The sequence below is a fragment of the Streptococcus sp. oral taxon 058 str. F0407 genome, assembly GCF_000235485.1.
Taxonomy (GTDB): domain Bacteria; phylum Bacillota; class Bacilli; order Lactobacillales; family Streptococcaceae; genus Streptococcus.
Genome location: NZ_JH378883.1, coordinates 40,372 through 54,664, shown reverse-complemented (window position 1 = coordinate 54,664; position 14,293 = coordinate 40,372). Strand labels below are relative to the sequence as shown.

At 39.6% G+C, this 14,293-nt stretch carries 14 protein-coding genes and 2 pseudogenes; 11 read left to right on the top strand and 5 right to left on the bottom strand.

The window, feature by feature from the left end; genetic code table 11:
* The first annotated feature begins 33 nt into the window (after positions 1 to 33).
* From HMPREF9184_RS09605 to HMPREF9184_RS10015, 3 genes are all read left to right on the top strand, one after another.
* Positions 34 to 618 (top strand): hypothetical protein, encoded by a 585-nt coding sequence (locus HMPREF9184_RS09605; protein WP_232196689.1) that lies wholly within the window; start codon positions 34 to 36, stop codon positions 616 to 618.
* Between the two features lie 18 nt (positions 619 to 636).
* Positions 637 to 1,296 carry a DUF6572 domain-containing protein gene (locus HMPREF9184_RS01150; RefSeq protein WP_000448089.1) on the top strand — a complete coding sequence of 220 codons (660 nt, stop codon included), beginning with the start codon at positions 637 to 639 and terminating at the stop codon, positions 1,294 to 1,296.
* Positions 1,297 to 1,588: 292 nt separating this feature from the next.
* Complete coding sequence (locus HMPREF9184_RS10015; RefSeq protein WP_269596677.1) at positions 1,589 to 1,723, top strand: hypothetical protein; 135 nt, start codon at positions 1,589 to 1,591, stop codon at positions 1,721 to 1,723.
* Between the two features lie 14 nt (positions 1,724 to 1,737).
* Here the strand turns inward: HMPREF9184_RS10015 and HMPREF9184_RS10040 are convergent.
* Together HMPREF9184_RS10040 and HMPREF9184_RS09355 are read right to left on the bottom strand one after the other, a co-directional pair.
* Positions 1,738 to 1,899: pseudogene (locus HMPREF9184_RS10040) on the bottom strand (transposase); the annotation flags it as partial.
* Between the two features lie 12 nt (positions 1,900 to 1,911).
* A pseudogene (locus tag HMPREF9184_RS09355) lies at positions 1,912 to 2,343 on the bottom strand (ISL3 family transposase); the annotation flags it as partial.
* Between the two features lie 220 nt (positions 2,344 to 2,563).
* Here HMPREF9184_RS09355 and HMPREF9184_RS01135 point away from each other — a divergent pair.
* Positions 2,564 to 3,268: a hypothetical protein gene (locus HMPREF9184_RS01135; RefSeq protein ID WP_000788479.1), complete on the top strand. Its 705-nt coding sequence runs from the start codon at positions 2,564 to 2,566 to the stop codon at positions 3,266 to 3,268.
* 90 nt (positions 3,269 to 3,358) lie between these two features.
* Here the strand turns inward: HMPREF9184_RS01135 and birA are convergent, their stop codons facing one another.
* Positions 3,359 to 4,297, bottom strand: a complete 939-nt coding sequence (birA, locus tag HMPREF9184_RS01130) for a bifunctional biotin--[acetyl-CoA-carboxylase] ligase/biotin operon repressor BirA (RefSeq protein ID WP_000835297.1) — start codon at positions 4,295 to 4,297, stop codon at positions 3,359 to 3,361.
* Positions 4,298 to 4,573: 276 nt separating this feature from the next.
* Between birA and HMPREF9184_RS01125 the strand changes: the two genes are divergently transcribed.
* The 5 genes from HMPREF9184_RS01125 (at position 4,574) to HMPREF9184_RS01105 (ending at position 9,468) form a co-directional block, all read left to right on the top strand.
* A complete protein-coding gene (locus tag HMPREF9184_RS01125) occupies positions 4,574 to 5,767 on the top strand; it encodes an O-antigen ligase family protein (protein WP_033585892.1) in 1,194 nt (397 codons plus the stop codon).
* Positions 5,768 to 5,912: 145 nt separating this feature from the next.
* Positions 5,913 to 6,362, top strand: coding sequence for a MarR family winged helix-turn-helix transcriptional regulator (locus HMPREF9184_RS01120; RefSeq protein ID WP_000359811.1), 450 nt, complete (start codon positions 5,913 to 5,915; stop codon positions 6,360 to 6,362).
* A 17-nt stretch (positions 6,363 to 6,379) separates the two neighbouring features.
* Entirely contained in the window at positions 6,380 to 7,234 is an 855-nt protein-coding gene (locus tag HMPREF9184_RS01115) for an SDR family oxidoreductase (protein WP_033585890.1), read from the top strand.
* Positions 7,227 to 7,955, top strand: coding sequence for an ATP-binding cassette domain-containing protein (locus HMPREF9184_RS01110; protein WP_000575244.1), 729 nt, complete (start codon positions 7,227 to 7,229; stop codon positions 7,953 to 7,955). Before HMPREF9184_RS01115 ends, HMPREF9184_RS01110 begins: the two co-directional genes overlap by 8 nt.
* Positions 7,948 to 9,468 carry an ABC transporter permease/substrate-binding protein gene (locus HMPREF9184_RS01105; RefSeq protein ID WP_000183021.1) on the top strand — a complete coding sequence of 507 codons (1,521 nt, stop codon included), beginning with the start codon at positions 7,948 to 7,950 and terminating at the stop codon, positions 9,466 to 9,468. The genes HMPREF9184_RS01110 and HMPREF9184_RS01105 overlap by 8 nt, the downstream gene beginning before the upstream one ends.
* 83 nt (positions 9,469 to 9,551) lie before the next feature.
* On the opposite strand, the gene HMPREF9184_RS09850 is transcribed toward HMPREF9184_RS01105, so the two are convergent.
* A complete protein-coding gene (locus HMPREF9184_RS09850; RefSeq protein WP_000935021.1) occupies positions 9,552 to 9,884 on the bottom strand; it encodes a hypothetical protein in 333 nt (110 codons plus the stop codon).
* 26 nt (positions 9,885 to 9,910) lie between these two features.
* Complete coding sequence (locus tag HMPREF9184_RS01095) at positions 9,911 to 10,465, bottom strand: TetR/AcrR family transcriptional regulator (RefSeq protein WP_000919139.1); 555 nt, start codon at positions 10,463 to 10,465, stop codon at positions 9,911 to 9,913.
* A 132-nt stretch (positions 10,466 to 10,597) separates the two neighbouring features.
* Between HMPREF9184_RS01095 and HMPREF9184_RS01090 the strand changes: the two genes are divergently transcribed.
* Both HMPREF9184_RS01090 and HMPREF9184_RS01085 read left to right on the top strand, forming a co-directional pair.
* Entirely contained in the window at positions 10,598 to 11,497 is a 900-nt protein-coding gene (locus HMPREF9184_RS01090) for a cation diffusion facilitator family transporter (RefSeq protein WP_000095921.1), read from the top strand.
* A 109-nt stretch (positions 11,498 to 11,606) separates the two neighbouring features.
* Positions 11,607 to 14,132 carry an ABC transporter ATP-binding protein/permease gene (locus tag HMPREF9184_RS01085; RefSeq protein ID WP_000939781.1) on the top strand — a complete coding sequence of 842 codons (2,526 nt, stop codon included), beginning with the start codon at positions 11,607 to 11,609 and terminating at the stop codon, positions 14,130 to 14,132.
* Positions 14,133 to 14,293: the final 161 nt, after the last annotated feature.

Sequence of the window (14,293 nt, the reverse complement as noted above, 5' to 3'; positions counted from 1 at the left end):
GCAAACTTTATCGGGAATATCGTAGGAGGTTATGTGGCCTCCTCAGCAGCCAGCAAGTTTAGTTTGAACAAGGTGAAAAATCAGTTCTCTCCTGAATGGAATGAATATTTAAATGAATTTCCAAAAATTGAAGTTGATAAAAATCAATTAGATGAGATTCTTAGAATAAGTCCTAATCCTGATGATGGCGTATTTAGACCTAACCCTCTGAAATATCTTCCTAAAGAATACAGGCAAGCTCACAAGGAATTATTTGATGATGGAGTTGCTGCCTTTGTGAAAGATGATTTCTTCATCCAGAAATTTGGTAATTTTGGTAGAGAAGATGGAGCTTTTGTTTTTCCTAAGGATGTAGCAAAGGCTATGATTAAAGAGGCTGATGGAAATCCGAGAAAATTAGAGGCTTTATTGGGATTGGATGAGGGAAGTTTAGGAGACTCTCCCAAAATGGTGCTTCCGCAGGAGGTCCATAACTACAGAATTCCTGATGGAAATGAGGGAGGATCATGTGCCAATCCACAGTGGCGACCAGGAGGGAAAACATACCCTGGGGCAGTTCCTGAAGCAGTAATCGACCCAGTTCCAAAAGATAAGGTAAAATTAGTAGACATTTGGTAAATGATAAAGGAGATGAGAATGGAAACTATTTATTTAAGTCAAAAAGACATGTTGGAAATCTGTCAAGATGGTGACAAGTATTTTTTACGTTATCCAACTTTTAATATTACCATGCCAGAAGTGGTTCAAGAAATCCCAAAAGAAGCTGCCGATAGCTATATTTCGGGAGAACATACTGGTAAAGAGTTGATGAATTATGCGCAATTTGGTTTTTGGAAATCAAAAAAGCAATATACACAAGAAGAGTCAGACAAAATTTTTATACGAAATAATCCTGATCTAATTTTTAATGATTTATCTGATAACCAAAAAATATTTTCTCCTGAAGAATTTAGTCAAATCGTCACACAAGCCATCGTTTCAAAATTGAAACCTAGTGAACTAGACTCTATTGGTGTTGTAGATAGTCATTTAGAGTTACTCCTTGTGGATCCAATTGGCTGGGAGGAAGAAATAGAAGCAGTTCATCTAAAAATCCTTCAAGAAAAAATTAACAATTATATCTACTTTCTCGAAGGCAAACAGTATGTGGAACGATACGGTGATGACTTTGACCAAAAAGTCATCCATATCACATTCCAGTATTCTCCGTCTGATAACGGTTTAGCACTCCTAGCAACTGTTCAGAAGACATTGCAGAATACGGATATGAGCTTGAAGGTAGAATTGCCGGCGTAATAAAGAGAGCGAGCGTTCGCTCTTTTTTAAGTTTAAGTCGGTTGATATTCTATGGTATAATGGGATTATCCCTCTTTTATTGGTATTTCAAATGCTTTTAAATATTAATTGTATCTATATCAAAAACAATCCCCCCTTTACTTCAATATGGAACAAAGAGGGTATATTCTAGGCTCTATAATTTCTGTAGTGGGTAACACCACTGTAGGAATTATGGAGTCTCTTTTGTTGTAAAAAAAGTCCCATAAGACCTATAATGAAAAGCGACCAAACCATCATTAGAAAGAATCTTATGGAACAGTTAAATTTTATCACAAACTTACTCGGAATTAAAGACAAGAACATCATAATCTTGGATGTTCTAGATGCTGGAACGCATAAAGAAATCATGGCTAAGCTAGATTATCCGGCTCTTTGTCAACTGTAGTGGGTTGAAATCAGCTAAAATCTAGAGGGGGCAATCTTAGTCTTCTCCATTTTTATGTTAAGAGCGATAACAACTCGTTTCTTAAAGTTATCAAAGTTCCGAAAGCCAAAGATATTGCGTTTGATGAGTTTAATGAGATGATTGGTTGCTTCTAATTTGGCGATGGAATAAGGTAATTAAAGGGTGTTAAGGATTTTCACTCGACAGCGGACAGCTCTATCATAGCTAAGAAAGTGTTTTCGAATAATTGCTTGTGTTCTGACTTCAAGAACGGTGATGATATTGAGATTCTTAAAGACTTGTACGATAAAACTCATTTTAAAGGCGTACTCGTCCCAGGACATAGTTTTAGGAAGACGGCTAAAGTCATTAAGTTTTCGAATGACGGTTGAAGTTGAAATGGAAGGCTGGTGAGCAATATCGGACATGGAAGTTTTTTCAACTAGTTTTTGAGCAATGATAGCACTTGAAAGGGCGCTTTTTAAGGAGAATTCTAGTAGGCATGCTAGTCGTTTCAAGGTAAGAAATGTTAGACGGCCAGGGATTCATATTAACGACATAATCTTGATATTAGGGTCTTTAATGTCTAGTAGGTTTGTGATAAAATGTAATTGTTCCATAAGATTCTTTTGAATGATGGTTTGATCGCTTTTCATTATAGATCTTTTGGGACTTTTTTCTAGGCTACAGAATCTCCATAGTGGTTTTACTCACTACAGAATTATAGAGCTCTATTATCTAATGCTGTTTCAGTAACTTTCATACTAGAAAAATCATAAATAGACTAGATTTAGTGGTATACTAGGGTTAGGGACTTTAAGTGGCTGGGGGATAATCGAGATGAAAAATGGAGTAAAATTTCATAGTATTTTTTATAGATTTATACTATTTATCTTTGTAGTATTTCTAACTGTGATTTCAATGATCTTAGATGCAAAAAAAGCGCAAATTCGCTTTTTTAACCTATCCTTGATTATCGGGCAAGAGGAGTTGAGGATTGTTACGGTTGCGGTTTTGCTCCTTACTTTTCTTTTATCTTTCATGTTCAAATGGAAGTGTTTAATCCATAAAACTGGGATTTATCTAATAAAAATTGATTTATTTGTAGATTGGGATGAGATTAAAGGTCTTAGCCATGTCTGGATCAATGAATATCATCGTGGACCTCATGGTTTCCCGTTCTATAATCGTAAGACGCTGGTTATTTATAGAAAAAATTATCAGCCGATTTGCCTTTATAATATTTCAATATTGGCCTTATATGTGGCTAAATGTTATCATCCAAAATTGAAAACCAATACAGTCTCAGCAACGTTGGCAAGTCTCTTCAATATGGCTTTAAATGCATGGTTCTTGTACGAGATGTTGAGTAAAAATTTGGTAAATATAAAAGCTGAAGTCTTTATGTTTTGGCTGCTTTTATATGCTGTTAAAGTTTTTGCACTGCCATTGATTATGCTTGGATACGAAAATCACTACAATGGGGTTTCTTTAGCACATAGCACGGCATATAAAAAGAATGCCTCGAAAGCTATTCACATGTAAAGTGTTGATAGGAAGCTATCAGTTGCTTTCTACATTCAAAAAGCACTATATGTTGCTAGTTGAGGTTCTAGACACCATATAGTGCGGTTGTTAAGTCCAGCTAGTGAGTGAGATTTCACCACTATGGAGCCAGATTTCTGTCTGATCATCAAGCTGGATAAGGAGCTGTCCTTTGTCGGAGATGTCCTTGGCGACTCCTTTTTTTTCAGTCTGATCTTGGATAAAACTGACCTCTCTTCCCAGGACGAGAGAGTGTTCTTTATAAAGATAGAGTAGTTCTTCGGGTGCTGTTTGGTAGAAACAACGCCAAATTTCTGAGATTAGTTCGTTTCGTGTAATGGGTGTTGGTGGAGTAAAGAGGCTGCCAGCTTTTTCTTTTATCTCTTTAGGGAAATCGCTGATGGCAAAGTTGATTCCAACGCCGATAATGACGTCTGTTACTAGGCCTGTTTCCACTGACGTCATGGCTTCGGTGAGGATACCTGCCATTTTTTTATTTTTAAAGTAGATATCATTTACCCATTTGATACCCACATCAATCAAGGTGAGGTTTTTAATAGCTTTGTAAATAGCACCTGCTGTAAGTAATGTGTAGGCAGGAAGCTGGTCATAGGGGAGATTTGGCTGAATATGTAATGACATATAAATACCTCCCTGAGCAGGAGAGTAGTAGGGACGCTGAAAGCGACCACGCCCTGCTGTTTGACATGTGGAAAGATAGAGGGTATTTCCCTTGTTTCCATCCTCAATACCTTTTTTTGCATCTGTTTGGGTTGATTTGGTTTCAGGTTTGTAGAGAATAGTTAAGTTGGTTTTCTCTTGAATAAAATCAGGCAATATCAAGTCGCCTTGAATAAGCTTGTATCCTCTATTTTTGATACTGTCAATTTCTAAGCCTTCTTGTTGAAGACGTTGGATCGCTTTCCATATGGATGTACGGCTTAGATTTAGTTCTTCTCCGATTTTTTCTCCGCTAATATAGTCGTTTTCTCTAGCTAATATTTGGTAGACTAGTTGGTGTGATTTCATACTTTTTTCCTTTTTTACTGTCGTTCAATAGTAGATATTTTCACTTTTATTATATTCTACCATAGCTTTTTCTTTTTTAGGAAGTTTACTTCTTTTTCTCTAGCAACTATTGGCCTGGAATGTCTTCGAATATAGTAGAGTATACTTTCATTCTTCCGTAAAAGTTTTTTATTTTGATAACGTGTTCATTATTCCCAAATGACGGAAAAAATGGTAAAATTAAAAGATAGTTTAGCATTTATCTTCTGGAGAAATCCAGAACAGAAAGGATCCGTTTTGAAATCAATTGGATTACTGGATAAGATAAGAGGGCTTTCGAAAAAAGATTTCTTTTTGTATCTGATGATCATGAGTATCTTTTTACCTTTTTATTTGTTCTTAGCACTCTTTGCTTTGTATTTGATAGGTTTACTTGTTACTGGGGAGATGAAGGGAATTATCAAAGGATTAATCAAACATCCTGTACTTCTCTTTTTTATTGCTTACAGTAGTATCATCTCTATCGTTGCCAAGAACTGGCTTGGATTGGTTGCATCTTTACTGATGTTTCTCTTTCTTATTTTCTTTAGTTTTTACCAGAAACGTCTGACGCATGCTTTCTTTCGACTGATTCTGCAGACAATCTTGTTTGGTAGTGTGCTCTCTGCTATTTTTGCTACTTTGGAGCATTTCCAAATTGTAAAGAAATTTAACTATGCCTTTCTTTCGCCTAATATGCAAGTATGGCACCAGAACCGTGCAGAGGTGACCTTCTTTAATCCTAACTACTATGGGATTATCTGTTGCTTCTGTATTATGATTGCCTTTTACCTCTTTACAACGACGAAGTTAAGATGGTTAAAAATTTTTTGTGTGCTAGCAGGCTTTGTGAATCTATTTGGTTTGAATTTCACGCAGAATAGAACAGCCTTTCCTGCCATCATAGCTGGTGCAATCATTTATCTTTTTACAACAATTAAAAACTGGCGTGCCTTCTGGCTCAGTATTGGAGTTTTTGGGATTGGCCTTTGTTTCCTCTTCTCAAGCGATTTGGGTGTCCGTATGGGAACACTAGATTCTTCAATGGAGGAGCGTGTTTCAATCTGGAATGCGGGTATGACTTTGTTCAAGCAAAATCCGATCTGGGGTGAGGGTCCACTGACCTATATGAATTCCTATCCGAGAATCCATGCACCTTACCACGAACACGCGCATAGTCTTTACATCGATACTATTTTAAGTTATGGTTTGATTGGAACAATTCTCTTATCCATTTCTTCGGTTATCCCGGTTCATATGATGATGGATATGAGCCAGGAGTCTGGTAAACGACCAATTATCGGTCTTTATCTCTCCTTCCTTACAGTAGTCGCGGTACATGGAATTTTTGACTTGGCTCTCTTCTGGATTCAGTCAGGATTCATCTTCTTGCTGGTTATGTGCAGTCTACCACTGGAACATCGAACCTTGGTTTCCGAAATGACAGATTAAGTTAATAAATAGTGAAGATCTTCTACTTTAGGTAGGAGGTCTTTTTTTGTTTGGTGGAAATTATTTCTAAATCGAAATAGTTGACAGATGGAATGATAAGTATTACAATAGAATATAATTCGATATAGAAGAAAAAGGAGACGAAATGGATAAGATGATAGGGGGCTACCAAGCTCTACAGATTCGTTTATTGAATGGACGTATCTTTCAAAAACTATTGAGGAAGGAACCAGAAGCTCAATACAGAAGTGAACAAGGGAAAATTTTAACAGTGCTTTGGCAAAAAGAAGATGGTAGAGCAACTGCTACGGATATCGCCCTTGCTTCAGGACTAGCAAACAATACCCTGACCAGCATGATTAAGAAGTTAGAAGACCAGGGCTTGGTTACTGTAAAACCTTGTACTCAAGATAAGAGAAGAAAATTTGTTAGTTTGACCGAATTGGGTTGGGCACAAAAGGAAATTGGGGATCGTGTTAGTAAGGAACTGGGCGAGATTTTCTACCAAGGCTTTTCGGATCAAGAAATCCGAGAGGTCGAGGCTTATCAAGAGCGAATTATCTCAAATCTAAAAGCTAAAGAAAATGAACTATAGTGGAAGGGAAAATGCTTATGATTGGAATTACGGGTGTAACAGGAAAATTAGGCTCCTATGTGGCTGATCTTGTCGATAAGAAAGGAATCGCTTCTGTCCATCTAGCACGAAGTCCAGAGCGTGCAAAAGTCTACGCGTCAGCAGAAATTCGTAAGATGGTGTATGCCAATACTCCAGAGGTGGTTGAGGCCTTAAAGGGTATCGATGTCTTGTTGATGGTCTCTGCTCGGGAAAATCCAGAGCGTGTGAAGGAACACAAGAGTTTTTTAGATGCCGCAAAGCTAGCAGGGGTGAAGCATATCGCCTATACCTCTTTTTATGGGGCAGATGAAAAGGCAACTTTTACCTTATCTCGGGATCATGCCCAGACGGAAGCTTATATCAAGGAGTTAGGATTCACCTACACTTTTCTAAGAGATAATTTTTACTTGGACTTATTTATTGATATTGCGCTTGAAAATGGAGAAATTCGTGGTCCGGCTGGCAGTGGCCTTGTATCAGCTGTTGCCCGTAAGGACACATCTAGAGTTGCAGCGGAGATTCTCTTACATGCTAAGAATTGGGAAAATCAAACCTTGAATCTAACGGGACCAGAGAATCTTTCCATGGAAGAGATTGCGACACTCCTTTCAAGAGCAACCAAACAACTAATCACGTATGTAGATGAATCAGTAGAAGAAGCCTATGAGTCACGGAAAAAATGGCCAGCACAAACTTGGGAGTACGATACCTGGGTCAGTACCTATACAGCTATAAAAGTTGGGGAACAAGCCGGGGTTTCAACAGATGTCGAAAAGGTCCTAGGGTATCCAGCAAGTAGCATATTAGATATTCTTAGAGACAGAAAACTTATTGAGGAAGAACATGATTGAATACAAGAATGTAGCTTTACGTTACACGAAAAAAGATGTCTTGAGAGATGTCAATTTACAGATTGAGAATGGTGAGTTCATGGTTTTAGTTGGGCCTTCTGGGTCCGGTAAGACGACCATGATTAAGATGATTAACCGTCTCTTGGAACCAACGGATGGAAATATTTATATGGATGGTAAGCGCATCAAAGAGTATGATGAGCGTGAACTTCGTCTTTCTACTGGTTATGTTTTACAGGCCATTGCTCTCTTTCCGAATCTAACGGTTGCAGAAAATATTGCGCTGATTCCTGAAATGAAGGGTTGGACTAAGAAAGAAATTGCTCAGAAAACAGAAGAGCTTTTGGCTAAGGTTGGTTTACCAGTAGCTGAGTATGGGCATCGCCTACCTAGTGAATTATCTGGTGGAGAACAGCAACGGGTCGGTATTGTACGGGCTATGATTGGTCAGCCCAAGATTCTCCTCATGGATGAACCTTTTTCAGCCTTGGATGCTATTTCTCGTAAGCAGTTGCAGGTTCTGACAAAAGAATTGCATAATGAGTTTGGGATGACAACCATTTTTGTGACCCATGATACGGATGAAGCCTTGAAGTTGGCGGACCGTATTGCTGTTTTGCAGGATGGAGAGATTCGTCAGGTGGCGAATCCCGAGACCATTTTAAAAGCTCCTGCCACAGAATTTGTAGCAAACTTGTTTGGAGGTAGTGTTCATGACTAATTTAATATCAACTTTTCAGGATCGTTTTAGTGATTGGTTGACAGCTCTATCTCAACATTTGCAGTTGTCACTTTTGACCTTGTTACTAGCTATTTTTATCGCGATTCCCTTGGCTGTTTATCTTCGCTATCATGAGAAGTTGGCAGATTGGGTCTTACAGATTGCTGGGGTTTTCCAGACCATTCCGTCTCTGGCCTTGTTGGGGCTCTTTATCCCCTTGATGGGAATTGGAACCTTGCCGGCTTTGACAGCGCTAGTGATTTATGCGATTTTCCCGATTTTGCAAAATACCATCACTGGACTGAAGGGAATTGACCCTAGTCTGCAAGAGGCTGGGATTGCCTTTGGGATGACCAGATGGGAACGACTCAAGAAGTTTGAAATTCCACTTGCTATGCCTGTCATGATGTCTGGGATTCGGACAGCAGCTGTCTTAATTATCGGTACAGCAACCTTGGCAGCCTTGATTGGGGCAGGGGGGCTGGGTTCCTTCATCCTTTTGGGAATTGACCGCAATAATACCAGTCTGATTTTGATTGGGGCCCTTTCTTCTGCAGTGCTTGCCATTGCCTTTAACTTCCTACTAAAAGTGATGGAAAAAGCAAAATTGAGAACGATTTTCTCTGGTTTTGCCTTGGTGACCATATTGCTGGGTCTGTCTTATAGTCCAGCATTACTAGCTCAAAAAGAGAAAGAAAACTTGGTGATTGCTGGGAAATTGGGACCGGAACCAGAAATTTTGGCCAATATGTATAAACTCCTCATTGAAGAGAATACCAGTATGACTGCTACTGTTAAACCGAATTTTGGAAAAACAAGCTTCCTCTATGAAGCTCTGAAAAAAGGGGATATTGATATCTATCCTGAATTTACCGGTACGGTGACTGAAAGTTTACTTCAACCAGCACCTAAAGTAGGTCATGAGCCAGATCAGGTTTATCAAGTGGCGCGTGATGGCATTGCCAAACAGGATCATCTGGCTTACCTCAAACCCATGTCTTATCAAAATACCTACGCTGTAGCTGTTCCGAAAAAGATTGCTCAAGAATATGGCTTGAAGACCATTTCGGACTTGAAAAAAGTGGAAGGGCAGCTGAAGGCAGGTTTTACACTCGAATTTAATGACCGTGAAGATGGCAATAAGGGCTTGCAATCAATGTATGGTCTTAATCTTAATGTAGCAACCATGGAGCCAGCCCTTCGCTATCAGGCAATTCAGTCAGGGGATATTCAAATCACGGACGCCTATTCGACCGATGCAGAGTTGGCGCGTTATGATTTAAAGGTCTTGGAAGATGACAAGCAACTCTTCCCACCTTATCAAGGAGCTCCTCTGATGAAAGAAGCTCTTCTCAAGAAGCACCCAGAGTTGGAAACGGTGCTTAATAAACTGGCTGGTAAAATTTCTGAAAGCCAGATGAGCCAGCTCAACTATCAAGTGGGTGTTGAAGGTAAACCAGCAGAACAAGTAGCCAAGGAATTTCTACAAGAACAAGGCTTGTTGAAGAAATAAAAGGAGAGGAAAGCCAGGGGTAGCCACTTTCTTTCGTAGACAAAATCCCATCTCGAATTATAGACGAGATGGGATTTTTAGTGTTAGAGTAAGATAAGCAAGAGCGTGATCAAAGCCGCTAGTGTACCCCTTATAATGTGGTGCGATATATGTTGACTTTCTTGCTGTTGTCCATTCCAGTAAGCACCGTAGCAGATGATGCTAGAGCCCACTATCCATAAGATGACCGTTGCAAGCGGGACAAAGAAAAAGATAGCAAGAGATAGTGAGGTGAGACAGCTTCCCACCAAGATACACATATTTCCCCGACAGTAGTTTTTTTCTTTCATGGCTGCGAAAGCAGCTGCGAGATGGAGAAGTGAAAAACCGAGAGCTAGTACGATCGTCAGTATTCCTAGGATAATAGAATTTAACATAGTTGATTCCTTTCTTCGTAACAGGATTAAATCTCAAGTGATTTTGTAGAAGTCATCTCAATCACATCTAAGTAAAATCTCACTACTTGGTCTTCTGTATAAGATTTTCCTTTTTTTAGCCACCAGGTCAGTGTTTCGATAAAATTGGTTACTACAAAATGTTTGAGGTAGGAGGCTGGTATGTTCGGATAGGACTCTTGCAAATCCTCCGCTACCATGGGGTAAACATGGTGTTCAAGTTCCCTGTGTAGTTGGCGGAGGAAGTAGTCATTTTTTGAAAAAAGAAGACTGGTGACACGGTCCTGGTTTTTCTGAAAATGTAAAAAGATATGCGCGAGGTAATCTTCGGTAGTTAAGTGTTCTTCCCTTTCAAAGAGATGATGAAAGAGATAGCGACAGAGTTCATCTAAAAGCAGTTCCTTGCTCTCGTAGTGACAGTAAAAGGTCGAGCGTCCAACATCTGCCAAGTCAATGATATCTTGGACAGTAGTAGCCTCATAACCCTTGTCGTTCAAAAGTTGTAAAAAAGCTTGATAGATGGCTTTTTTTGTCTTGTTGACTCGACGGTCTCTTTTTAGCATACAGACAATTGAGACAAACTGTTCAGAACTGAATAAGACTGACAGTTTGCTTCTATCCTTTCTTTGGATTTTATTAGATAATACAAATGAAAGAAGTATGTATATACCCATTATACCAAAGGAGGGAGAGAAATGAGCTCTAAAACATCAATCTGGCTAGCCTTTTTCTTAAATTTAAGCTATGCTATTGTTGAGTTTATCGCAGGAGGGATCTTTGGTTCAAGTGCAGTTCTTGCTGATTCTGTTCATGACTTGGGAGATGCTATAGCCATTGGCATATCGGCCCTTTTAGAAACAATCTCAAACCGAGAAGAAGATGGGCAGTACACCTTGGGTTACAAGCGTTTCAGTCTTTTAGGGGCCATCCTAACTGCTGTGATTCTTATGATAGGGTCTGTCCTAGTGATATTGGAAAATATCATAAAGATAGTTCACCCGCAACCTGTCAATGAGGAAGGAGTCCTCTGGCTAGGAATCATTGCAGTAAGTATCAATGTGATAGCTAGTCTAGTAGTTCGTAAGGGAAAGACAAAGAACGAGTCAATTCTGAGTCTGCATTTTTTGGAAGATACTCTTGGTTGGTTGGCTGTCATTCTAATGGCGATTATCCTCCGATTTACAGATTGGTATATCCTTGATCCGCTCTTATCGCTTGTCATCTCCATTTTCATTCTAACAAAGGCCATTCCTCGCTTTTGGAGCGCACTCAAGATTTTCTTGGATGCTGTGCCTGAAGGGGTAGATATCAAACAAGTGAAGAATGACTTAGAGCAATTGGACCATGTGGTCAGTGTTAATCAGCTCAATCTCTGGACTATGGATGGTTTGGAAAAAAATGCCATTGTTCATGTTTGCCTAGAAGAGATTGAACATATAGAGTATTGTAAAGAATCCATTCGTAATTTACTCAAAGATTATGGCTTTCAAAATGTCACCATTGAAGTTGATGCAAACCTAGCAAGTCACCAAACCCATAAGCGAAAAATTGAGGAGCTGGAAGCCAGTCAAAGTCATGGACATCATCATTCATAAGAAGTCGATTTTCCATTTGTTGATTATTTTTGATGAATTGTAAATGTAACATATTTACTCCAGTATGAAATTGTGATAGACTACCTATATCACTGAAAGGAGATAGACGATGTTACAGCTACAACACATTTCAAAAGTCTATCATACGGGCAATCAAGAGTTCCACGCGCTAAAGGATATCTCGATTCGCTTCCGTGAGAGTGAGTTTGTCTCCATTCTCGGGCAATCGGGTTCTGGGAAAACCACCCTATTAAATATCATCGGGGGACTCGACCAATACACATCTGGTGATTTACTCATCCAAGGAAAATCAACAAAGCAATTTAAAGACCGCGATTGGGATAGCTACCGAAACCACACCATCGGTTTTGTCTTTCAGTCTTATAATCTCATAGGGCACCAAACTGCACTCTCTAACGTAGAAATTGCAATGACTCTTTCGGGCGTTTCAAAAGCAGAACGTAAGAGACGTGCTATCGAAGTGCTCGAACTCGTAGGCCTAAAAGACCATTTATATAAGAAACCAAGTCAAATGTCTGGGGGACAAATGCAACGAATCGCGATTGCGCGTGCTCTTGTTAATGATCCAAAAGTCGTTTTAGCCGACGAACCGACAGGAGCGCTTGATTCTGAGACTTCTGTTCAAATCATGGATTTATTAAAAGACATCGCCAAGGAACGTTTGGTTATCATGGTGACGCATAACCCAGAGCTGGCACAGAAGTATTCCACACGTATCGTACAAGTATTAGATGGAAACATCTTGAGCGACTCAAACCCATGCGAACCAACAGAGGAGACAAAGCAAGTCGACATCCAGTTCACGAAGACGAAGATGAGCTTTATAACCGCCCTTGTACTTTCCTTTAATAACCTATTGACAAAGAAAGGTCGTACCTTACTAACAGCTTTTGCGGGTTCCATCGGGATTATCGGGATTGCCCTTATCTTGGCTCTTTCCAATGGTGTGAGTGACTACGTTAAAAAGGTGCAGGAAGATACTCTCGTCTCTCTTCCATTGACGATTAGCGAGCAGAACCAGAGCAACTTGTTGGCGACCTCTCCAGATTTGAGCGAGAAGCCTTACAAGGATAATCATGAGCTCGGTATCAATACGATTTTAACGAATTTATTGAAAAAACAAATCGGAAAGAACGACCTAGCTTCCTTCAAGACTTACTTGGAGGAACACGCTTCGAAGGTTGAATCTCTCACAAAAGACATTCGTTACCGATACAATTTACAACCGTTTATCTATGCAAGTGATACTTCCAACGGATCCAAAAGTATTCTGCCTTCAACCTTAGCTGATGAAGTAGAAACAGCGAACCAAACGATGAAGGGATACTTACAAAACCTCAACTACTGGAGTGAACTTTCTAGTGATTCTTCAATGCTAGAAAGCAAGTATGACGTGTTGGAAGGACGCTTCCCACAAGAAAAGTCCGAGCTCGTCCTTATCGTAGATGAAAACAATCAAATTAGCGATTTGTTGCTCTATAGTTTGCGTATCAAAGATCCCAGTGAATTGAACGATATGAAGAAGCTCGACGAACTCTCTTCTCAAACGTATCAATATAGTGACTTTATCGGAAAAACTTTCAAAGCAATTGTCAATACAAACCGTTTTGTGAAAGAAAATAACTTATGGGTCAATAAGATTGCAGATGCTTCTTATATGAAAACTCAAATCGAGAATGGGCTCGAACTTAAAATTGTGGGTGTCCTTCGCCAAAAAGACGGCACAAGTTCAGGCGTGAATGCTCCTTCAGGAGGAATCGCCTACACAAGCGCCCTTATTGATTACACTTCCGAGCATATTCAAAATAGTGATATCGTTAAGGAACAGGAAGCTAATCAAAATCTAAATGTATTTACGGGTAAAGACTTTGCCAAAGATCCTAAACCATTCAGTTCGGAGAATTTAACCGAAGAAGAAAAAATTCAGTTAGCCAAAATGACGCCTGAAGAACAGGCGCAGTATGTCCAACAGTATAACGACAACTCGGCTTCAACTTACGAGGAAAACCTCGCAAAAATGGGCGTCATCAACAAATCCAAACCAGCTGCCATTGAGCTCTATACCTCTTCGTTCCAACAAAAACAAGACTTAAAAGAATTCATAAACGCCTATAACACGGCGAAAAAAGAAGCTGGAGAAGACGATAAGGTACTCGCTTATTCAGATGATATCCAAACTATCATGTCTTCAATTACGACATTGGTTGGCGTAGTGACAACTGTGCTCGTTGGCTTTGTGGCCATCTCACTCATTGTATCTTCTATAATGATTTCGATTATCACGTACATTTCAGTTCTCGAACGTACAAAAGAAATCGGAATCCTACGTGCAATGGGGGCTTCGAAGAAAGATATTCGTCGTATCTTCACTGCTGAAACAGCCATCGAAGGCTTCATCTCTGGGGTGCTCGGTATCGCGATTACCCTCCTTGCGACATTCCCAATCAATGCGATTGTTGCTAAAATGACAAATGTGGAAAATGTAGCGCAATTACCAAAAGAAGTAGCTCTAATCCTTATCGGTATTTCGATTGTCCTCACCATGTTAGCCGGTCTAATCCCTTCACGCATCGCCGCCAAGAAAGACCCAGTCGAATCGCTTCGTAGCGAATAACAACTAAACCTCAAAAAGGTGGATAAAGGCCTACTTATTTATCCACCTTTTTCTATTGGCTGGAAGCTATTAAAAATGTAATCGAAAAATCTCTCCTTAATAAAACTTAAATCTCAAGAAGAAAAGACTATATTGGACTAAACCAGTGCCTTATCGCCGTT